The 19,120-nt window shown below is 63.1% G+C and carries 21 protein-coding genes; 10 read left to right on the top strand and 11 right to left on the bottom strand.

The window, feature by feature from the left end; genetic code table 11:
• Positions 1–52 precede the first annotated feature (52 nt).
• Positions 53–1,603 carry a DUF1501 domain-containing protein gene (locus JST30_01980; protein MBS1713086.1) on the bottom strand — a complete coding sequence of 517 codons (1,551 nt, stop codon included), beginning with the start codon at positions 1,601–1,603 and terminating at the stop codon, positions 53–55.
• 109 nt (positions 1,604–1,712) lie between these two features.
• On the opposite strand from JST30_01980, the gene JST30_01975 reads away from it, so the two are divergent.
• Together JST30_01975 and JST30_01970 are read left to right on the top strand one after the other, a co-directional pair.
• On the top strand, positions 1,713–1,943 hold the full coding sequence (locus tag JST30_01975; GenBank protein ID MBS1713085.1) for a hypothetical protein: 231 nt from the start codon (positions 1,713–1,715) through the stop codon (positions 1,941–1,943).
• A gap of 47 nt (positions 1,944–1,990) precedes the next feature.
• Entirely contained in the window at positions 1,991–2,872 is an 882-nt protein-coding gene (locus tag JST30_01970) for a hypothetical protein (protein ID MBS1713084.1), read from the top strand.
• Between the two features lie 157 nt (positions 2,873–3,029).
• Here JST30_01970 and JST30_01965 read toward each other — a convergent pair whose 3' ends face one another.
• The 4 genes from JST30_01965 to JST30_01950 form a co-directional block, all read right to left on the bottom strand.
• The gene (locus JST30_01965; protein ID MBS1713083.1) at positions 3,030–3,386 is read right to left on the bottom strand and encodes a hypothetical protein; all 357 of its coding nucleotides are present in this window, start codon (positions 3,384–3,386) and stop codon (positions 3,030–3,032) included.
• A gap of 64 nt (positions 3,387–3,450) precedes the next feature.
• On the bottom strand, positions 3,451–3,696 hold the full coding sequence (locus JST30_01960) for a (4Fe-4S)-binding protein (GenBank protein MBS1713082.1): 246 nt from the start codon (positions 3,694–3,696) through the stop codon (positions 3,451–3,453).
• 20 nt (positions 3,697–3,716) lie between these two features.
• On the bottom strand, positions 3,717–4,007 hold the full coding sequence (locus JST30_01955) for a hypothetical protein (GenBank protein ID MBS1713081.1): 291 nt from the start codon (positions 4,005–4,007) through the stop codon (positions 3,717–3,719).
• A 74-nt stretch (positions 4,008–4,081) separates the two neighbouring features.
• Positions 4,082–4,636 carry a hypothetical protein gene (locus JST30_01950; protein ID MBS1713080.1) on the bottom strand — a complete coding sequence of 185 codons (555 nt, stop codon included), beginning with the start codon at positions 4,634–4,636 and terminating at the stop codon, positions 4,082–4,084.
• A gap of 106 nt (positions 4,637–4,742) precedes the next feature.
• Between JST30_01950 and JST30_01945 the strand changes: the two genes are divergently transcribed.
• A complete protein-coding gene (locus JST30_01945; protein MBS1713079.1) occupies positions 4,743–4,961 on the top strand; it encodes a hypothetical protein in 219 nt (72 codons plus the stop codon).
• 33 nt (positions 4,962–4,994) lie between these two features.
• Positions 4,995–5,483, top strand: a complete 489-nt coding sequence (locus JST30_01940; protein ID MBS1713078.1) for a hypothetical protein — start codon at positions 4,995–4,997, stop codon at positions 5,481–5,483.
• A 188-nt stretch (positions 5,484–5,671) separates the two neighbouring features.
• Here the strand turns inward: JST30_01940 and JST30_01935 are convergent, their stop codons facing one another.
• A complete protein-coding gene (locus JST30_01935; protein MBS1713077.1) occupies positions 5,672–8,443 on the bottom strand; it encodes a PSD1 domain-containing protein in 2,772 nt (923 codons plus the stop codon).
• On the opposite strand from JST30_01935, the gene moeB reads away from it, so the two are divergent.
• Complete coding sequence (gene moeB, locus JST30_01930) at positions 8,327–9,814, top strand: molybdopterin-synthase adenylyltransferase MoeB (protein MBS1713076.1); 1,488 nt, start codon at positions 8,327–8,329, stop codon at positions 9,812–9,814. The two genes, JST30_01935 and moeB, sit on opposite strands and share 117 nt — an antisense overlap.
• Before the next feature lie 19 nt (positions 9,815–9,833).
• Here moeB and JST30_01925 read toward each other — a convergent pair whose 3' ends face one another.
• Complete coding sequence (locus tag JST30_01925) at positions 9,834–10,130, bottom strand: MoaD/ThiS family protein (protein ID MBS1713075.1); 297 nt, start codon at positions 10,128–10,130, stop codon at positions 9,834–9,836.
• Complete coding sequence (locus JST30_01920) at positions 10,127–11,293, bottom strand: exo-alpha-sialidase (protein ID MBS1713074.1); 1,167 nt, start codon at positions 11,291–11,293, stop codon at positions 10,127–10,129. The genes JST30_01925 and JST30_01920 overlap by 4 nt, the downstream gene beginning before the upstream one ends.
• 130 nt (positions 11,294–11,423) lie before the next feature.
• On the opposite strand from JST30_01920, the gene JST30_01915 reads away from it, so the two are divergent.
• The 4 genes from JST30_01915 (at position 11,424) to cysK (ending at position 15,577) form a co-directional block, all read left to right on the top strand.
• A complete protein-coding gene (locus tag JST30_01915; protein MBS1713073.1) occupies positions 11,424–12,176 on the top strand; it encodes a DUF2071 domain-containing protein in 753 nt (250 codons plus the stop codon).
• Between the two features lie 198 nt (positions 12,177–12,374).
• On the top strand, positions 12,375–13,703 hold the full coding sequence (locus JST30_01910) for a DEAD/DEAH box helicase (GenBank protein ID MBS1713072.1): 1,329 nt from the start codon (positions 12,375–12,377) through the stop codon (positions 13,701–13,703).
• A gap of 101 nt (positions 13,704–13,804) precedes the next feature.
• Positions 13,805–14,656: a serine acetyltransferase gene (locus tag JST30_01905; protein ID MBS1713071.1), complete on the top strand. Its 852-nt coding sequence runs from the start codon at positions 13,805–13,807 to the stop codon at positions 14,654–14,656.
• Positions 14,657–14,665: 9 nt separating this feature from the next.
• Positions 14,666–15,577, top strand: a complete 912-nt coding sequence (cysK, locus tag JST30_01900; GenBank protein MBS1713070.1) for a cysteine synthase A — start codon at positions 14,666–14,668, stop codon at positions 15,575–15,577.
• Between the two features lie 2 nt (positions 15,578–15,579).
• On the opposite strand, the gene JST30_01895 is transcribed toward cysK, so the two are convergent.
• The 3 genes from JST30_01895 to JST30_01885 are packed head-to-tail and all read right to left on the bottom strand — an operon-like array spanning position 15,580 to position 17,644.
• Complete coding sequence (locus JST30_01895) at positions 15,580–16,137, bottom strand: MarR family transcriptional regulator (GenBank protein ID MBS1713069.1); 558 nt, start codon at positions 16,135–16,137, stop codon at positions 15,580–15,582.
• Positions 16,138–16,141: 4 nt separating this feature from the next.
• Positions 16,142–16,867, bottom strand: coding sequence for a prepilin-type N-terminal cleavage/methylation domain-containing protein (locus tag JST30_01890; GenBank protein ID MBS1713068.1), 726 nt, complete (start codon positions 16,865–16,867; stop codon positions 16,142–16,144).
• A gap of 36 nt (positions 16,868–16,903) precedes the next feature.
• Complete coding sequence (locus tag JST30_01885; protein MBS1713067.1) at positions 16,904–17,644, bottom strand: PEP-CTERM sorting domain-containing protein; 741 nt, start codon at positions 17,642–17,644, stop codon at positions 16,904–16,906.
• Between the two features lie 198 nt (positions 17,645–17,842).
• On the opposite strand from JST30_01885, the gene JST30_01880 reads away from it, so the two are divergent.
• A complete protein-coding gene (locus tag JST30_01880) occupies positions 17,843–19,120 on the top strand; it encodes a DUF3386 family protein (GenBank protein ID MBS1713066.1) in 1,278 nt (425 codons plus the stop codon).

Raw genomic sequence — 19,120 nt, 5'->3', positions numbered from 1 at the left:
CCCCCTCCTCATGTTCGGCGCACGAACCATCGCCTTCACACGAGGAGGGGGCTTACGCCAGCAGGTCTTGCACGACGTGACCGTGCACGTCGGTCAGGCGGAAGTCTCGGCCTTGGTAACGGTAGGTGAGCTTCGTGTGGTCGATGCCGAGCAAGTGCAGCATCGTCGCGTTCATGTCGTGGATGTGGACCGCGCCGGGAGTGAAAGCGTCCACCGATGGGTCGATCATGCGGCCGTCCTTGTCGACGATGTTGTACGAAAAGTCGTCGGTGTGGCCATAACTGATGCCCGGTTTGACGCCGCCACCGGCCATCCATCTGGTGAAGCAGCGCGGATGGTGGTCGCGGCCGTAGTTTTCGCGGGTGAGGGGGCCTTGACAATAGATCGTGCGCCCGAACTCGCCGCCCCAGACGACGAGGGTGTCGTCGAGCATGCCGAGCCGTTTGAGGTCTTTGACGAGCGCGGCCGAGGCCTGGTCTGTGTCCTTGCACTGGCTGGGCAAGTCCACCGTAAGGTTGCCGTGCTGGTCCCACCCGCGGTGCCAGATCTGGATGAAGCGCACGCCGCGTTGGGCCATGCGCCGGGCGAGCAGGCACGATGCGGCGAAGGTGCCGGGCTCTTTGGACTGCGGGCCATAGAGGTCGAAGACTTCCTCTGGCTCGTCCTTCATCTCCATGAGTTCGGGGACGCTGGACTGCATGCGGTACGCCATTTCGTACTGCTGGATGCGGGCCGCGATCTCGGGGTCGCCGAACTGGTCGACCTGCATCTGGTTGAGCTTGGCGAGGTCGTCCAGCATCTCGCGCCTCGTCTTGCGGTCGAGGCCGTGCGGATCGTCGAGGTAGAGGATCGGGTCGCCGCTCGAGCGGAGCGAAACGCCCTGGTGTTCGCTCGGAAGGAAGCCCGTGCCCCAAAGACGGCTGAAGAGCGCCTGGTCGACCTTTCCGCTGCTGACTTTCGCGTGGAGGACGACGTACGTGGGGAGGTCTTCGTTCATCGAGCCGAGGCCATAGCTGACCCACGCGCCGAGCGAGGGACGGCCGGGAAGTTGAGAGCCTGTTTGGATGTAGGTGACGGCAGGGTCGTGGTTGATCGCCTCCGTCCACATCGACTTGATGACGCAGAGCTCCTTCGCGATCGAAGCGGTGTGGGGGAGCAGTTCGCTGACCCACAGGCCCTCGTCGTTGTTGTCGTACTTCTGGAACTTGAACTTGCTCGGTGCGACGGGAAAGCGGGCCTGTCCGCTCGTCATCGTCGTGATGCGCTGCCCCATGCGGATCTCGTCCGGGAGGTCGACGTCGAACTTCTCGTCCATTTTCGGCTTGTAGTCGAAGAGGTCGAGCTGGCTCGGGCCGCCGTTCATGAACAGCATGATCACGCGCTTGGCTTTGGGCGCGAAATTCGGCATGCCGGGAAGGCCGGGTCGAGGTTTGCCGATCTTGGCCTGCTGTTGCGCTTGGGCGATCGCGCTCGCGACGAGCCCCCCTCCGAGTCCGCTGCCGCGCAGGAGCGTGTGCAGGGCGGCCGTGCTGACCCCCATCGCCGTCTTGCCGAAAAGCTGGCGGCGGGTCATCAGGAGTTCGTGCTCTCGTCGAGGATCCATGGCGGTGAACCTATTGTAGCGCGGCGGGGAGTGAACAAGGGAGTGAGTGAAACGACTGGAGGAGCCTTAGGTCGCTGGAACCGTGGACGGCCCGTTCCGTAAACCTGACATGCCGCTGAGCATCCTGGAAGCCGCTGCGAACGCCCTCAACCTGCTCGAAGGCGCGTCATGGCTGGCCCACAGGCCCGTCCGCATCGTCGCGGTCGTCGCTGTCTTCATCGGTGGACTCTGGTGCTTGGTCTACGGCGGGAAAGCGCTCGCCGGGTGGCTGATGGTGTCCGGTGCCGTCGCGTGGGCCCTTGGCGAGCTGTGGTTCTATCACAATTACGAAGCGGGTTGAAGTCTGGGAACCGGCGGCGGCGCCCGCATCGTTCCCTGAAAACCACCATGCTGAAAGCGTCCTTCGTCACCGTCTTGGCCGGATCAGCCCTGTTCGCTGGTGCCCATCCCGGAAACGGGATCGTCGCGCTTTCGGCGACGTCCGTCCTGACCGGCGACGCTCTCCACAACGGGATCTGGAGATTTGAAGCCGGCGTCAAGCCGAAGAAGCTCGTCGACCGGTTTCACTGTCATTGGGTCACGAAGGGACTCGACGGGAGACTCTATGCCGAGACCCTTCACGAATCCGGCGGGGCGTGGAGGAGTTCCGTCCACCGTCTCAAACCGGACGGCCGTTATGACCGTGCCGTCACAAGTTCGGTGGACGCGCTCCATGGCGTCTTCCTGGTGGACAAAGAGGGCTCACTTGTCCATCAGGAGAAGGGCGTTCTCGTGACAGACCGGGGCGGGCGGACCAGCCTTTTCCGTGGGTCAGGCTCGCCCGAAGGCAAGCTTGGCGCTTTAGGGCAGGTGCGGGCGTTGGCATGGGGCCCTGACGGCGATCTCTATGCGTCCGACGGCGCAAGGATCCTGAAGGCGGGCCGGGACGGCGTGCTTCGTCTCCATGCCCAGATCGGAGGCACGGTGAGCGACAAGCTCTATGCTGACGACCGTGGCCGACCGAACGTCTGGAGCCTCACTGTCGGGAGTGACGGTTCGCTGTACGCGGCTGTCCCTTCGATAGGGCGGGTCGTCCGTATCGCCCGAGACGGACGGCAAACGGTCGTGTCGAAGAGCGAGGGCGGATGGGCGACGACGGGGGTCGCCTGCCACGGCAAAACGGTCTTTCTCTTGGAAAGCAGAACGGTCGGCAACAGCAACGAAGGCCCACGCGTCAGGTCGGTCGGTGCGGGCGGAACGGTGACCCTGGTCGGCACCGTTGCCGAATGAGCGATGGCTCTCTATGGCCTCTTGTTACGCACGGACGAGCCGAAAGTCTGGGTCTGCTAGCACGTCGAAGCCGACCGACCTTCGGACGTTCTAGCCGAGAACGGTAAGGAACCGGCTTGAAGGCCCGCCGTCGGCCGAGAGCCCTGGACGGCCGTTGTCAGGCGTCCCCTTCTTGGACGTCCTCCAGATGGAAGCGGTGGAGGATCCTGTGGGCAATGGGGGCGACGATGACGCCGGCGATGCCGATGAACATCAGTCCTGAGAACAGCGCATAGAAAGACGCGAAGACCTTGGCCGCGTCGGAACGGGGCGGTGAAACAGGCCCCATCCCACCGAGGATCATCGACGCCTCGAGCAAGGAGTCGATCCATCCGAGGCTCCCTACGAAGTGATAGCCGAGGATCCCGATCCCGAGCGCGGCCAAAATCATGGTCGAAGCGATCAAGGCGTGGCGCGCGACCCGCCGTCTGAACTTCGACCAGGGAAGAAGCGGCATCGACCTGCGTTCGTACATTTCGTCGAGCGTTAGGACGGACGGCGGGCACGAGGAAGCGCACCGGTCACAGGACTCTCAAGATCTAGAGTTGGCGACGGACGCACAGGCCGTCCTCGTCCTCGGCCCGGATGCTCAGCGCGCCCGAAGGGCACCGGGTCACTTGCTCGACGATCTGTCGGACGTCGGCCATGTCCATGTCGATCCATGGACGGCGCTTGGGATCGAACACGTCCGGCAACCCGCGGGCGCAGAGACCCGAATGGCGGCACAACTCTGGCTTCCAGACCACCGTCACTCCGTCTCTCGTGTACTCCTTGTGCCCGTCCATCGCGAGGGTTTACCCGGTGTTCAGCGCGACGGTCTGGCGACGCCGTCGCGATGGACGCTGTTCTGAGGGACGTGTCTCACCGGCCGATGCTCGACGATGCGGACGTGGCGGTTCGAGACGAACCAGATCTCGTCACGGTCGTTCTTCAGGATCAAGAAGGCTTCGGACGATTCGGACGGCGCATGGATCCCGAGCACCTCGTAGGCGCGGCCGACGGAAAAACCGCTGCTCAACGGTAGCGGGCGCGGCGCGTTTTCGCCTTCGAGCTGCTCGATCCGGACGAACAGGTTCGGCTTAATGCTGATCGACATTGGCGTCCTTCACGCGCGAAGGCGCAAGAGACGGATCGGTGACGGAGCGTCGAACGTAAGAGCGGAGCAGGACCTCAGTGCTTTTCGCGGACGACGAGGACGCCGATGGTCGTCTCCGACTGTCCCTCCTCGCGGGTCGCCGTGTTCTGTACGTTCGAACCGTCCGGTAACTTGCCCGTCAACATTTCGTTCCCATTGGTCGACACCGAGGTCGGATCCTTTAACTTGGACTTATAGAACGCCGCGACCTTAGCCTGTTCGTCCTTGGTCGAACGGACGGACATATGGCTCGATCCGGTCGGTGACTCCGACTTAAAACTTCCCTCAGGCTTCTCCGTCGACCCCGGATAGAACGGAAGACCGAGCTCCGATTCCGGGAACGACGTCCCTGAAGTCATCGACTGCCTCCCTTCGGGCGTCGTGCTCGTCACGGTGCCTCCACCCTTTCCGTCCGATTCGAAGGTCGCCTTTTCACCCTTTGCCCCTTCGACCGTGACTTTGCCTCCGTCGCGATCGGTCGTGACTTTGTTGCCCTGGGCGTCCTGGACCGTAACGTTGTCTCCGGCCCCGGCGCCACAACCGGACAAGGCCAGCATAGCGATGACGAAGATCAGGTTCCACCCTTTCATAGCCGCAGTGTAGCTTGGCCTTTCGCGGCGACGACGGTCACTTCGTCCCTTGTCTTTCAAAAATCCGGGAATCTGCGGTGCAAGAACGGCGTCGGTCTTTGAAACGATGCCTGAACACAACGCCTCTCAAGCCTCCGTGGTCGAAGCCCTCAAACGTTACGTGAGCGTCCTTTGGGACCTCGCGGCGAAGCTGCGTTTGACGGGCTTTCTCGAGTGGGGCCTCCAGTTAGAGAGGGTCGCCGGCCTCATCGAACAGCTCCAGACCCCGAGGAGCGAGAAACGTGGCCTTTTCCGGCCCTGGCCCGGCAAGTGGCGCAAGGGATAGCGGGGCTTGGGGCCGACCGGCCACAATCAGCGTGTGACCCCGCTTCAGTCGGCCCTGGCCGGTCAGTACTTTGCCGCCCTTCAGATGTTGGGTCAGACGATCGAAGAATGCCCGGACGACGTGTGGCTCTCGGGCGTCAACCCAAGGTTGTACTGGCGTATCGTGTACCACACTCTGTACTACACCGACCTCTATCTTCACGCGTGTCCAGACGAGTTCAGCCCATGGCCGGACCACGATCCGCAGGTCCCGCCGCTTTGGAACCCGCCGCAAGACCTCCCGCCGTACTCGAAGGACCAGTTGGCCTCCTATTGTGCCGACGTCCGCAAGCGGGTTCAGCCACGGATCGAAGCGCTCGATCTCGACGAGTCCGATTGTCGCTTTCCCTACTATAAGGGCCTCTCGCGCCTGGACCACCAATTGGTCAACCTGCGTCACTTGAGCGGACACGTCGGGCAATTGTCCGAAATCCTCATGGGGCACGGGATCGATACGGCCTGGATCGGAAAGAGAGCGCGTTGATGCCGGACCTCGTGGTCCTGTGTGAACGTCCTTCGCCACCGTTTCGGTTCTGGCATTGAGGTGTGGACGTGACTCTCGCGTTGCTCGGCCAATGACGCCAGACCGCTCGTCTGCCGAGGGGCCGGCCCGGTCGCCCAGATCGCGTTCCGTATGACGTTGGTCGGTCCTCGGACGGTCCGGTCCGGAAGTCAGTGCTGGGTCAAAAACTCGTCCAGGTTGAACAATGTCGAACAGACGATCGTCCACGCTGCGAGCTTCTGCGGATCCACGGCCGGGTCGGGCGGCGTCATGCCGACGGAGACGAGTTCTTTGGCCGAAGCGGGGTCGTTCGCGTAGCGTTCTCCGTACCGCCGTAACGCCGATGTCAGCGTCACGACCTCGTCGTTGGAAGGCGCCCGTCCGAGGGACAACCGAAAGGCCTCAGCGAGCCGGTCGTCGTCCGTCTTCGACGGGCCTTTGAGGATCCGTTCGGCGAACTCTCGCGATGCTTCGAGAAAGGCCGGCTCGTTCATCGTGACCAAGGCCTGCAACGGTGTGTTCGTCCTTGCCCTCCGGACGACGCACATTTCCCGCATCGGAGCGTCGAAAGTCAACATCACCGGATGCGGCGACGTCCGTTTCCAGAAGAGGTAGAGGCTGCGGCGGTAGATCTCTTGCGTCGTGTCCTGCTGATAACGGGCGGTCGTGCTGTCTAGGAACGCGACTTCCTCCCAGAGGCCTGCCGGCTGGTACGGTTTGAACCCCTTGCCACCCGGTTTCTCATAGAGAAGACCCGAAGCGGAGAGGGCTTGGTCTCGCAAGACTTCGGCGTCCAAGCGGAACCGGGGTCCGCGTGAGACCAAGCGGTTCTCAGGGTCGACTTGGAGTTTCTTGCCCTTCACAGAAGACCGCTGGCGGAACGCCGCGCTCGTCACGATCGCCTTATGCAGCTTCTTCAGGCTGAACCCGTCCTTTGCGAACTTCGTCGCCAAATAGTCCAGGAGCTCGGGATGGCTCGGCCACTCCCCCTGGTTACCGAAATCCTCCGCTGTCTTGACGAGGCCGGTCCCGAAATGTTGCTGCCAGATCCGGTTGACGAAGACGCGGGCGAACAACGGATTGTCTTTCGCGGTCAGCCACTCGGCGAACCCGAGCCGGTTGACAGGCGCGCGCTTGGGCAACGATCCGAGAGATTCGGGAATCGCCCTTTCGACGGGGTCCGAGGGCAGGTTGTATTCACCACGACGCAGCACGAACGTGGGACGGGGTTTGGGGAGCTCCTTAGCGACGAGCGTTTGCGGGATCGACGCCAGGAAGGTGTCGTACGACTTGGCCTGCTCCCGATAGGCGGCCGCAGCGGGAGAGTCGGGCCCGGCCTGAAGATAGAGACGGCGTAAGGCCTGCTCGCCTTCAGGTTTGCCTTGGAGCTTGGCGACCTCGGTCGCGCGCTTGTCCGTGTCGTCACCGAGGCCATAGAAGACGCCACCGGGGCCACCGGCGTTGGCGACTTTCACGACGATGGCGTTGTCCCCGGCCCTTAGCTTGATGCGGATCGAATCGTAACTCTGCCCGATGCCGCGAAGGGCCTTGTTGGCATGGACGAGGTCGCCGTTGACCCAGACTTTGATCGCATCGTCGCTCGAAAGACGAAGCCCGACCTCTTGGGCTTTCGCCGAGGCGACGGTCGTGCGTAAGTAGGCGTATGCGTTCTCCTTTGTAAAGAACGTCAAAGGCGTTTCCGGCTTCAGATCGACCGGCATCCAGTTTTGAGGCTCGCTCTCCGTGTCGTACGCGGCGTCGAAACTCGGCGCCTGGACTTGGTCCGACACCTCCCATTTGCCGACCGTCGGAAACTCGACGCGCCTACCGGCGAGCCACTTTTGCGCCGCCTGGACGTCGACCTTGGCCTCGAGCTTTCCAAGGTCCGTCGCCATCGTCTTCAGCTTCTTCTCGTCCTCAGGGAACGGTGCGCGAAGGACAGGGTCTGGAGTGAACAGGTTGCCGTCGAGAGGTTCGTCCGCAGTCGAATTGAAAAAGGCGAACAGGCGGTAGTAGTCGGCCTGGGTGACGGGGTCGTACTTATGGCTGTGGCACCGGGCACAAGCTACAGTGAGGCCGAGGAAGACGGTGGACGTCGTGTCGACCCGGTCGAACGTGTTCTTCGCTTGGAACTCCTCAGCGATGGCGCCGCCCTCGTTCGTAGTCGGGTTCATCCGGATGTAGCCCGTAGCGATGAGTTGGTCGGTCGACGGAGCCGGAAGCAAGTCCCCCGCTAGCTGCCAGAGCGCGAACTTGTCGTACGGCAAGTCCTGGTTGTAGGCCCGCACGACCCAATCGCGGTAAGGATAGATCGCGCGCTCGTTGTCGAGGTGCAGGCCGTGTGTGTCGCCGTAGCGGACGGCGTCGAGCCAATACCGGGCTTGATGTTCGCCGTACCTCGGGCTTGCGAGAAGCCTGTCCACAGCCTTGTCGTAAGCGTTCTTCGAACCGTCTTTGAGGAACGCGTCCAGCTCGGCAGGTGTCGGCTGCAACCCGGTCAGGGTCAGTGTCGCACGGCGAAGCAGCGTGGCCTTGTCGGCCTCAGGCTCCGGGGTCAACCCGGCGTCTTCGAGCCGCCGCAGGACGAAGGTGTCGATGGGGTTACGGACCCATTTCGTGTCTTGGACGATGGGAAGGGCCGGGGACTTCGGCGGGATCAGCGACCAGAGTTTTTCGTACTTAGCCCCTTGGTCGATCCAGGCCTTGATCGTCGCGACGTCTTCGTCGGACAACGGCTTGACGCCGGAGTCCGGCGGAGGCATGGCAAGTTCGGGCGTCTCAGGCCTGATCCTGAGCAGGATCGACGACTCGGACGACTTGCCGGGATGGATCACGTGCCGGCCGTCCCGGTCCTTGGTCGCGCTTTCGGCAAGATCGAGGCGCAGACCGGCTTGACCCTCCTTCGCCGAAGGCCCGTGGCAGCGGAAGCAGTGTTCGCTCAAGATCGGGCGGACGTCGCGGTTATAGCTAAGAACGCGCTTAGGATCCGGCTTGGGCGCCGGGTCGCGAGGCGCCACAAACGCCGCCGCACCGACGAACGTGCAACTTGCGGCGAGGACGAGGAGGTGGAATCGCTTTCCGAACACGGGCACGTCTATGATGACACGTCAGGCTCCTGGCTGGAACCTGTCGCACGGCCAACCCGGCGACGACCGCACGTATGGCTCAGAATCGGAACCGTGTCCCACCTGACCAACGAAGAGACCATGCGGTACAGCCGGCACCTCATCATGCCGGAGGTCGGGCTCGAAGGGCAAGAGCGCCTCAAAGCCGCGAAGGTGCTGATCGTCGGAGTCGGGGGCCTTGGCTCGCCCGCAGCGCTCTACCTCGCCGCAGCCGGGATCGGCACGATCGGTCTGATCGATTTCGACGTCGTCGACACGTCGAACCTGCAACGGCAAATCCTCTATGGGACGACGTCGGTCGGTCACAGCAAGATCGCGGCGGCGACAGCCCGAATCCAAGACATCAATCCTCATATCGACGTGATCGCGCACGAGACGTTCCTGACCAGCGAAAACGCCCTTGAGACCTTAGGAGGGTACGACGTCGTCCTCGACGGGACGGACAATTTTCCGACGCGGTATCTGGTCAACGACGCGTGCGTGTTGCTCGGCAAGCCGAACGTTTACGGCTCGATCTTTCGGTTCGACGGCCAATCGACCGTGTTCGCCGCTCCTGGAGGGCCGTGTTACCGTTGCCTCTTCCCGGAACCGCCGCCTCCGGGAACCGTACAGAGCTGCGCCGAAGGAGGCGTCTTGGGAATCTTACCGGGGGTCATCGGAGTCATCCAAGCGACGGAAGCGGTCAAGCTCGTGCTGGCAAAGGGGAAGCCTCTGGTCGGCCGCCTCCTCATGTACGACGCCCTGGCGATGACGTTCACGGAGATACAAATCGCGCGCGATCCGGATTGTCCGGCGTGCGGCGACCGACCGTCGCTCACGGGACTGATCGACTATCCCGCGTTCTGCGGGGTCGGTGCGGCTGCACTCGGTCCCGACGGTCTTTCAGTGACCGAGTTCGAAGCATGGCGGTCTGCCGGTCGCGACTTCGTCCTTCTCGACGTTCGGGAACCCCACGAGTTCCAGATCAACCGCATCCCTGGCTCCCGGCTGATCCCGCTCCGAGACCTTCCCGGTAGCTTGCTCGACCTCGATCCCGAGGCCGAGACCGTGATCCACTGTCTCATGGGGTCGCGAAGCGCCGAAGCGGTCCTCCTACTTCGGGCGGCCGGGTTCCGAAAGGTCCACGACCTTCAAGGCGGGATCAGAGCCTGGATCGAGACCGTCCGTCCCGACATGCCGAACTACTGAACGGGTCCAGCGCCGACGTTCAGCCGCCCGCGATCGCGCCGACGATCATGAACGGTTGTGCTCCCTCGGTGACGTCCATCGGTAGCTCTTTGTCGGAAGGCTCGAGAGAGACGTCCCTCCCGCACACGAAGAACCGTAGGAAAGGACGCCTTTTCAAAGTGCCGTGATCGCGCACTGTTCCCCGCAAGACCGGATACCGGGCCTCCAGTGCGTCGAGGACCGTCGACACCGTTACGGGCCTGTCGACGTCCAGTTCGACTTCCGGTCCGACTCCGGCGAGGTTGCGAAGGTGGTGGGGCAGCGTGACGCGGATCACTTGAGGGTCTGGACCTCGACCGAGAGGACGGGAGGGAAGTGCTCGTTGATGGCCGTCCAATTGTCGCCACTGTTCGGTGACACGTAGACCTGGCCGCCCGTCGTACCGAAATAGACGCCGCATTCGTCCAACGTGTCCACCGCCATGGCCTCGCGAAGGACGTTGACGTAGCAGTTCTTTTGAGGCAGCCCTTGAGTGAGCGCCTCCCACTCGTTGCCGCCCGTCCGACTGCGGTAGACGCGCAGCTTTCCGTCCGGCGGAACGTGCTCGGAATCCGACTTGATCGGCACGACGTAGACCGTCTCCGGTTCGTGGGCGTGGACGTCGATCGGAAAGCCGAAGTCGCTCGGCAGATTGCCGCTGACTTCGCGCCACATGTCGCCCGAGTCGTCGCTGCGCATGATGTCCCAGTGCTTCTGCATGTAGAGGGTCTGTGGCTTCGACGGGTGGAACGCGATGCGGTGGACGCAGTGCCCGACCTCGGCGTCCGGATCGGGCATGAAGTTCGAACTCAACCCGCGGTTGACGGGCTTCCAAGTCGTCCCGCCGTCGTCAGTGCGGAACGCTCCCGCCGCCGAGATGGCGACGAACATCCGGTCGTGATCGGTGGGGTCGATCAGGATCGTGTGGAGGCACATACCGCCGGCGCCGGGTTGCCAGTCCTGCCCCGTCGTGTGGGTCCGAAGACCGCTCAGTTCCGTCCAACTCGCACCACCGTCGGACGACTTGAACATGGCGGCGTCTTCGACTCCGGCAAAGACGACGTTGGGATCGGACAGCGACGGCTCGAGGTGCCACACGCGCTTGAACTCCCAAGGGTGGGGCGTCCCGTCGTACCACTTGTGCGTGCCGGCGACACCGTCGTAGACGAACTTGTTGCTTTCGCCCTGAGGCCAACCCATTTCGTTCACGAGGTCTTCGGGCTTGCTTCCAGGCGGGTTCCAGGTCTTCCCACCGTCGTCAGACCGCTGGATGATCTGGCCGAACCAACCGCTCGTCTGCGAAGCGAAGATGCGGTCAGGATCGACGGGCGAGCCTTTGACGTGGTAGATCTCCCAACCACAGAAGAACGGGCCTTCGATGGCCCAGTCTTGACGGGCCTCGTCCGACGTGCAGACAAAGGCGCCTTTTTTCGTACCGACGAGGACTCTGACTTTGCTCATAGGGCGGTGTTTCTCCGAGGATTGGACGTCATGGTACCAGGCAACATGACCGGAACATGGAGATTGATCCATCGGCTCCTGGACCAATGTGACGGGATTCGAGAGGGCGTCCGATACACTGGAAGAAGCGTTGCTACTTCCTACCGTACAAGGAACCATCAAGCGAAGGGTCCTGCTGAACTTCAGAGCGGATCCAACGGTCGTCGCGGCCGGGCTCCCGGCCCCTTTGCGACCGAAGCTTCAGGGCGGACATGCGGTCGTCGGTGTCTGTCTCATCCGGTTGGAACAGCTTCGACCGGTAGGGTTTCCCGTGTTCCTTGGAGCGGCCAGCGAGAACGCTGCGCACCGTATCGCTGTGGAGTGGGACGATCCCGACGGCACGTTGCGCGAAGGCGTTTTCGTCGTCCGGCGGGACACGGGATCGGCCCTGAACAGGTGGGCGGGCGGGCGAGTGTTCCCCGGCGAGCAACACGCTGCGAGCTTCAGCGTCGAGGATACCGACCATAGCATCCGGTTGTCGATGGAATCGGAGGACGGCGAGGCCTCGGTCGAAGTCTGGGGGGAAGACGCTCCGTACATGCCAAAGGACTCGTGTTTTGCTTCCCTGGCTGAAGCGAGCCGGTTCTTCGAAGCCGGCAGCGTCGGGTTCTCTCCGTCCCGTGATCCGGCCAGCCTGGGGGCCGTCCGACTCTGGACCTACGAGTGGGACGTCTGGCCGATGGCCGTCTTGCGGATCCGGGCGAGCTACTTTGAGGACGGCCGCCACTATCCTCCAGGAACCGTCGTTTTCGACCACGCTCTGGTGATGCGGGACGTCGCACACCAATGGCGGGCCGAGCCCGACCTGGAGTCCCGGCCACGGTCGGCTTTCACTCTGGCCTAGTCCGAAATACCCCGAAGCCTCTCGGAACACGCCTCGCGTGCCTATGAAAAGGGTATCATCCCCTTTCGTCCGGATTAGGACGACACTCTCCCCGCGCGAGGATCCCATCGGGAAGCGCTTGCGCACAGGTTCTCCGCCCCTGCTACGGCGGACCTGGCGGATCACTCGCAGCACGCGCGCAGAGCGCGACCACTTTTTATGTCACAACGAACGAATTCGGGCTTCGCGCCCCTCTGTGTCACCCCCGACCTGTGCCAGTCGCTCAAGCGTCACGGCATCGTCGAACCTACACCCATCCAAGGAAAGGCGATCCCCGTCGCCATGTCGGGGGCCGACCTTGTCGGCATCGCCCAGACGGGTACGGGAAAGACTTTAGCCTTTGGCCTCCCGATGGTCCAGCTTCTCAAGCCGGGCCAGGTGGGACTCGTCTTGGCACCGACCCGCGAGTTGGCCCAACAGATCGCCGAAACGTTCCACAAGCTGCACGTCCCGTGTGTCCTCGTGATCGGGGGCGCCTCGATGGGCAAGCAAGTGCAACAGCTCCGACGTGAACACCGTGTCATCGTCGCGACCCCGGGCAGGCTCCAGGACCACTTGAACCAAAAGACGGTCCGACTCGACCGCGTATCCATCGTCGTGCTCGACGAAGCCGACCGGATGCTCGACATGGGCTTTGCGCCCGCCATCAAGAAGATCCTCGATACGGTGCCGAAGCGTCGTCAGACGCTCATGTTCAGCGCCACGATGCCCAAGGAGATCGCGGATCTGGCCGACGCGTATCTGTACCGGCCCGTCCGTATCGACGTCGCCCCTGCAGGTACGCCTAGCGAACTGGTCCGTCAGGAACTCTTCTATGTGCAGCACGAAGGGAAGCAGCCGCTTCTGCACAGCCTGCTCGATGAAAACCGGGGCTCGGTCCTTGTCTTCGCCAGGACCCGTCACGGCGCGAGGAAACTGGCCAAATCGATCCGGAACCAGGGACATTCGGCAGCCGAGATCCATTCCGACAGGACGCTCGCCCAACGGCGGGAAGCCCTCCAGGGGTTCAAAGACGGCGAGTACCGCATCCTGGTCGCCACGGACATTGCGGCGAGAGGGATCGACGTCAAGGACATCGGTCTGGTCATCAATTTCGACGTGCCTGAGAAGGCCGACGACTACGTCCACCGTATCGGGCGGACCGGTCGGGCCGGATCCAGAGGCAAAGCCATCACGATCGCGCTTCCCGACCAGTCGAAGGACGTCCGGGACATCGAACGTTTGACGGGTAAAGAACTGGAAGTCTCGCCGAGAAGCACCGCCGCGCCGCACGCTGCGCGCACCGGAAGGACGCGGGGCAAAGTCGCGGAGCCGCTGACGGCGAACCTTGCCGGACCCGCCGCGGAAAGGGCCTCGCGCCTCATTTTCCAGTCGGCCGTCTCCGGAGGACAAGGCGAACACCACTCTCATCCGCACTCCGCCGTGCGACCGACCCATGCCGGGCCTCGTCCGCAAGGTTCCCGGTTCTCGCGGAAAAGGAAGCGTTGACGGGAGGGTTTTCGGACGTGCCCGGGTCCCTGTACCCGGGCTGATCAGACGTTCGGGTCAAGGGCCGGCACGCGATCGGTGAATCCGACGTAAAGATTCACATGTGCGGAGAGGCCGTCGCCGGATCCGGAGTTTCGTCGGGTCTATCGGAGAGTGACCCGTTCGAAGGTCGAGGACTGCCGCCTGGACTGCGCGTCCGCTCGGAGGAACTCTGCAGGACGGCCCTATCGTGCCTGTTCCCGCACTTCCACGACGGCGGAGCGATCGGATTCAGGGATCCGGCAGGTCGAGACGCTCTTCGAGAGTTGTTCATCGAGGCCGTCCGCCCCCTCATGCCAGAAGGACATCCCTGCGGGGAGACGGAAAGCCGCTTCGAATCGGCCCTTCCAGACGTCCGACGGCTCTTGACCGTTGACGCAGAAGCGGTCTTCGCAATGGACCCGAGTGCCGAGAGCTTGGACGAAGTCGTCCTTGCCTACCCTGGCTTCTATGCGACCGCGGTCTACCGGGTGGCCCACGTGCTTGTGGACTGCGGCGTGCCTCTTATGCCGAGGTTGATGGCCGAGTACGCCCATCGTCAGACCGGAATCGACATCCATCCGGGGGCTGTCATCGGTCGGGCTTTCGCCATCGACCACGGGACGGGCGTCGTGATCGGTCAGACGGCCGTGATCGGCGACAATGTCCGGCTCTATCAGGGCGTCACGCTGGGCGCGCTCCGCGTCGACAAGGCCCTCGCCCGTTCGAAGCGGCACCCGACGCTCGAAGACGACGTGACGGTCTATGCCAACGCCACGATCTTGGGCGGCACGACCGTCGTGGGGAAGGGCTCCACCATCGGCGGAAACGTCTGGTTGACGACGAGCGTGCCGCCACGTTCACTGGTCACGAACGCCAGCCGTCTCCAGACTCCCGGCCACGCCGTCGAAGAACTTCTTGAATTCAACATTTGAGCACTTGACATGAAAGCAGAATCGATCCTAGAAACCATCGGCCGGACACCGCACGTCCGGATCCGTCGACTCTTCCCGGAATCGTCCGAAATCTGGATGAAGCTGGAACGGGCGAACCCTGGAGGGAGCATCAAAGACCGGATCGCCCTTTCGATGGTGGAGGACGCCGAACGTCGCGGGTTGTTGACCCGGGACGGCGTCATCGTCGAACCGACTTCTGGGAACACCGGAGTCGGACTGGCGATGGTCGCCGCGGTCAAGGGCTACCGATTGATCCTTGTGATGCCTGAGTCGATGTCGGTCGAGCGACGCCGGGTCATGGCAGCCTTCGGTGCCGAGTTCGTCCTGACGCCCAGAGAGTCGGGAATGAAGGGCGCGATCGCCCAGGCGGAAGAGATCGTCGCTTCGACGAAGGGTGCTTGGATGCCTCAACAGTTCGAAAATCCGGCCAACCTCGACGCCCACTTCCGGACCACGGCCGTCGAGATCCTGGAGGACTTTCCCGAAGGGTTCGATCTCCTGGTCACGGGCGTAGGGACCGGCGGCCACATCACAGCGGTCGGCGAAACCCTGAAGTCGAAGTTCCCCTCGATGAAGACGTTCGCGGTCGAGCCGGAAAAGTCGGCTGTGATCAGTGGGGGCGAACCTGGGCCCCATCGTCTCCAGGGGCTGGGTGCCGGGTTCATCCCTGAAAACCTCCACGTCTCCACCTTGGACGGGACCATCACGGTGTCGGAAGAGGAAGCCTTCTCCTATGCGGTCCGGGCGGCAAAGGAGGAAGGGATCTTTGTCGGCCCGTCCTCGGGAGCGGCACTCGCGGGCGTCGCGAAAGCGTTGGACAGGGAGGGGGCCGGAGCCCGGGTCTTGACCTTCTGTTACGACACCGGTGAGCGGTATCTGAGCGTCGAAGGCCTGTTCTGACGCTAAGAGTTCGATGTGGAGCGGAGCCTGCTCTGCAGGCACTCCCCTTGCTGGCAACTGCAACTGACGACGGTGCAGCTCTCCCTGTCCTTGAAGGCCATGCGTTCCGCGAGCAGCGTCGCAAAGACCCGAAGGGTCTCGGGCGAGAGGTCGGACATCAGCCGGACCGCTTCCTTTTGGGCCGTACAAGGTTTGACCCCGTGGATGAGGAGGAACCGCGCCAACGTCTCGTGCCGGTACCGCATGATGTCGGCGAGTTGCCGACCTTCGTCCGTCAAGCGGGCGCCTTTGTGCCGCTCGACTTGGACGAGACCGGCGGTTTCGAGGCGCTGGAGGTTGCGCGTCACGGTCGCCGCGTTCACCCCGAGACGCCGGGTCAGTTCCATCGCTTTGACAGAGCCGTGCTTGTCGGCGAGCTCGGACATCAGGAAGACGTACCTGTCGGCAAGCTCGCTCCCATGAGGGGGGATCTCATGGGAGCGGATATCGAAACAGCTTGCGGTCAGCGCGCAGTCTTTGACGCAGTCTCCACCGGTCACACCGGCGATGTTACTCGCCATTCGCTCAAGGCTTAGAGGCGGTCCACAGACTCTCGTGGTCCAACTGCGAGACCGTCATCGACCGGACGTGCCCGTCGGCCCAGACCGTGCTCGCGTACGTATCGAAGAACCGTGGCCAGACGTGGCCGAACGACCGGCCCCGCATCGGAAGTTCCCGCGTCCACTTGCTCGGCGGATAGACCCGGTAGAAACCGACTTTCGGTTTGTCGGCAGGTTCGTTGTAGACGCTGCTCGCGAACAAGAGTGTCTGAGCAGGCTCTGAAACCGCGCTCGTCGAGACGGGCCGGTAAGGCTCCAGGTCCGGCATCGAAAGGTCCTCCCCAGGCGAGAACGTCCGGGCGTTGTAACCGAAGCTCGGGGTCAAGCCGAAGGCGTATCCGAACATGTCCGAATTCGGGTCCCGGAAATCGGGCCGCTCCGCGTCGATCGGATCGATGAACACCTCAAAGGACTTCGCGTACGGCTTCAGCAACCACGGCCAGCGGAAGAACCCATAGTTGTCCGGCTGGGTCTGACCGGCCTCGCCGACGTACATCAGGGGCCAGTAGGTGTCGTCGCTGTCCGTCATGTACAGCGCCCCTCCGACGCTCATTTGTTTCGCCCGGGTCAGGCTGACGGCTTTTCGGCTGCTTTCTTTCGCCCTTGCGAAGACCGGGAACAGGATCGAAGCAAGGATCGCGATGATCGCGATGACGACCAAGAGTTCGATAAGGGTGAAGGCTCGTTTCATGGTTGTTCGTACGTTGTGGTCGTAGAGCCGGCCGACTCACCTCCGGCGACGGGAGGCCAAGGCGACGGCGGCAGCGGCCAAGGCCGCAAGGGACATCGGTTCAGGGACGGCCTGGTACGTGACCTCCAGTCGGGGCCATAGGCCGTTGTCCGTGTTCTCCTTCGTGAAGATCCGGTAGGGCAGGGCGCCGTCCATCCCCGTGACGGGCATCGTGCTGGTCAAAGCGAACGCGATCGAACCCGACCCGGAAACGGCGCCGTTGAACGCGTCCGTAAAGGCCTGCCCCGTGAGGTCGGACGCGATCCGGAAAGACTGGGTGGCGTCGTAAGCGTCGAGCGAGCCCGTACCGTAAAGCTGGGACGAGGGGCCAGGGGTGCCTGGATCCGAGAAGTCCCAGGTGGCCTCGGAGAACGCGTCGGAAAGGGCCCTTACTTCCAAAGGATGGGTTTCGCCCGCTTCTTTCGTGAACGTTCCGGTCGAAGTGACACGGTGGGTGACGGTCAGGACGGCCGAGGTGACGACGTATTCGCCCGGCGAGACCCCGGAAAGGTCGAACTTCAGATATCCATAGGAAAGCTCGTCCGGAGGAGGCCAGCCCGGCTCATAACTGCGCGTCCCATCGCCCCAGACCCGCATCAGAGTGTCGGTGCCACCGTCCGTGGCGTGTCCGTACGCCCAGATGTCGTCGCTCGGGTCGATGTTCAAGGTCTGGGCCCATGCGCCGGGCGCCACGAGGGCGGCCAAGAGGAGGGTGTTCCTGCCGAATCGGGTTCTCATAACGGTTCCTGGTGTTGCCCTCCGACAAAACCATACCGGGCCGTGTGTTTAGGCCTGGGACGGGCTGGAACAGCGCGGTGGCGAAAGTCCCAGCATCGCCGAGGTCATTTTGGATGACACACGCTTGGGCGACACGCGGATTTCTTCTTGATCATGAGGCCTGGCCATCGTGCACTTTGGAGTAAAGTCATTTGCTGTATGGCAAGATTTTTGTGCGTCTGGATGATGCTGTGGGCAATTCAATCCCAAGCCCATTTTGTTTGGGTGACCTATGACAAGGACCGGTCGATGGCCACCGTCGAACTGGCCGAATCACCCCAGGGGGACCGTGTGTCTTGGGACCCTGGACAGGCCCTCACGATCGACGGGATTGTGGTCATTAAAGGTGACAGTCGCGACGGCGCGCGGTCCTATCCGTGGCGGTCGAAACCCGGGCCGTTCTCGCTGTCCTTCCCATACGGGATCATCGACAGAGGCGAGGGGCCCTTCCTGCTCGTCTACCAGGCTCGGGCCGCGTTCGACCTTTCCGAAGCCGGATCGGTGCCCAAGAACGGTCTGCAATTGGCCGCCGACGCAGGTTCGGACGCGTGGACCGTCCGCGTCCGATGGAACGGCACGCCGGACGCCTCGGCCAAGCTCTTTTTGTCGGACGGGACGCCCCTCGTGCTAGGTCAAAACGGTACAGCCAGGGTCCCGTTCGGGCTCCGTGGCATGCCGGTCGCGCTCCGGGCTTTGCACGTGGAAAGGAAGTCCGGTACGTGGCAAGGCAGCCGGTACGGTTTGAAGAAGACGTGGTCGACCCTCACGTTGCCGGTCGTGCGACCGATGACTTTGGGGTCGGACGAGGAGGCTTACCGGTCCCTCCAAACCGCTTCCGAGGCCCGCGAAGCGGTCAGTAGTGCGCTCAGGTGGTCGGCCGACTTTGAAGCGGGCGACGGGCACCGGACCGTTTCTGGTCGTGTGGTTGCCGACCGGTCGCCCGAACCGGAAATCGTCTTCGAAGACAGGGACGTGCGCTGGCCAGACGAAGACCATGTCCGGACGCAAATCTCCAGCCTCTTTAGGCACCGTCGGTCTGTCCCGTTCGCGGATGGAGACGGTCGGAACGTCGTGACGTGGACCGGTCGGAAAGACCGGACGGGCCGTGAGATCGCGGTCGCCGACACGTTCGGCTCGACGTACCGGGTCAAGGACGGAGCCGTGACCGAAGTCGCTCGGACGATCGAGGGCCGACGCCTGGTCTTGCGGATCCTCGACGTCGAGCGGCTTCCCAATGGGAAGACCTTGTCCCGACGGTTCACGTCGACCACGACCGGGCCTGACGGTACCGTCGAATCCGAACTCACCTACGAGGACCGTTTCGTGACCGTCGGGGATGACCGGCTTCCCGCCGAACGCAAGGTCACGGGTCGGGTACGGGGAAAGTCCGTGTCGATGAAAGTCGTCTTCTCGGACTACAAAGTCCTCAAGGGCTAA

Source organism: Armatimonadota bacterium, from assembly GCA_018268395.1.
Lineage (GTDB): Bacteria > Armatimonadota > Fimbriimonadia > Fimbriimonadales > Fimbriimonadaceae > JAEURO01.
Note: the sequence above shows the minus strand (reverse complement) of the source record. Positions and strands in the feature narration are given on the sequence as shown.

Coding starts and splice junctions, on each gene's coding strand:
- JST30_01980 (MBS1713086.1), bottom strand. CDS start 1,603: ATGGATCCTCGACGAGAGCACGAACTCCTGATGACCCGCCGCCAGCTT.
- JST30_01975 (MBS1713085.1), top strand. CDS start 1,713: ATGCCGCTGAGCATCCTGGAAGCCGCTGCGAACGCCCTCAACCTGCTC.
- JST30_01970 (MBS1713084.1), top strand. CDS start 1,991: ATGCTGAAAGCGTCCTTCGTCACCGTCTTGGCCGGATCAGCCCTGTTC.
- JST30_01965 (MBS1713083.1), bottom strand. CDS start 3,386: ATGTACGAACGCAGGTCGATGCCGCTTCTTCCCTGGTCGAAGTTCAGA.
- JST30_01960 (MBS1713082.1), bottom strand. CDS start 3,696: ATGGACGGGCACAAGGAGTACACGAGAGACGGAGTGACGGTGGTCTGG.
- JST30_01955 (MBS1713081.1), bottom strand. CDS start 4,007: ATGTCGATCAGCATTAAGCCGAACCTGTTCGTCCGGATCGAGCAGCTC.
- JST30_01950 (MBS1713080.1), bottom strand. CDS start 4,636: ATGAAAGGGTGGAACCTGATCTTCGTCATCGCTATGCTGGCCTTGTCC.
- JST30_01945 (MBS1713079.1), top strand. CDS start 4,743: ATGCCTGAACACAACGCCTCTCAAGCCTCCGTGGTCGAAGCCCTCAAA.
- moeB (MBS1713076.1), top strand. CDS start 8,327: ATGGATCACGTGCCGGCCGTCCCGGTCCTTGGTCGCGCTTTCGGCAAG.
- JST30_01920 (MBS1713074.1), bottom strand. CDS start 11,293: ATGAGCAAAGTCAGAGTCCTCGTCGGTACGAAAAAAGGCGCCTTTGTC.
- JST30_01910 (MBS1713072.1), top strand. CDS start 12,375: ATGTCACAACGAACGAATTCGGGCTTCGCGCCCCTCTGTGTCACCCCC.
- JST30_01905 (MBS1713071.1), top strand. CDS start 13,805: ATGTGCGGAGAGGCCGTCGCCGGATCCGGAGTTTCGTCGGGTCTATCG.
- cysK (MBS1713070.1), top strand. CDS start 14,666: ATGAAAGCAGAATCGATCCTAGAAACCATCGGCCGGACACCGCACGTC.
- JST30_01895 (MBS1713069.1), bottom strand. CDS start 16,137: ATGGCGAGTAACATCGCCGGTGTGACCGGTGGAGACTGCGTCAAAGAC.
- JST30_01890 (MBS1713068.1), bottom strand. CDS start 16,867: ATGAAACGAGCCTTCACCCTTATCGAACTCTTGGTCGTCATCGCGATC.
- JST30_01885 (MBS1713067.1), bottom strand. CDS start 17,644: ATGAGAACCCGATTCGGCAGGAACACCCTCCTCTTGGCCGCCCTCGTG.
- JST30_01880 (MBS1713066.1), top strand. CDS start 17,843: ATGGCAAGATTTTTGTGCGTCTGGATGATGCTGTGGGCAATTCAATCC.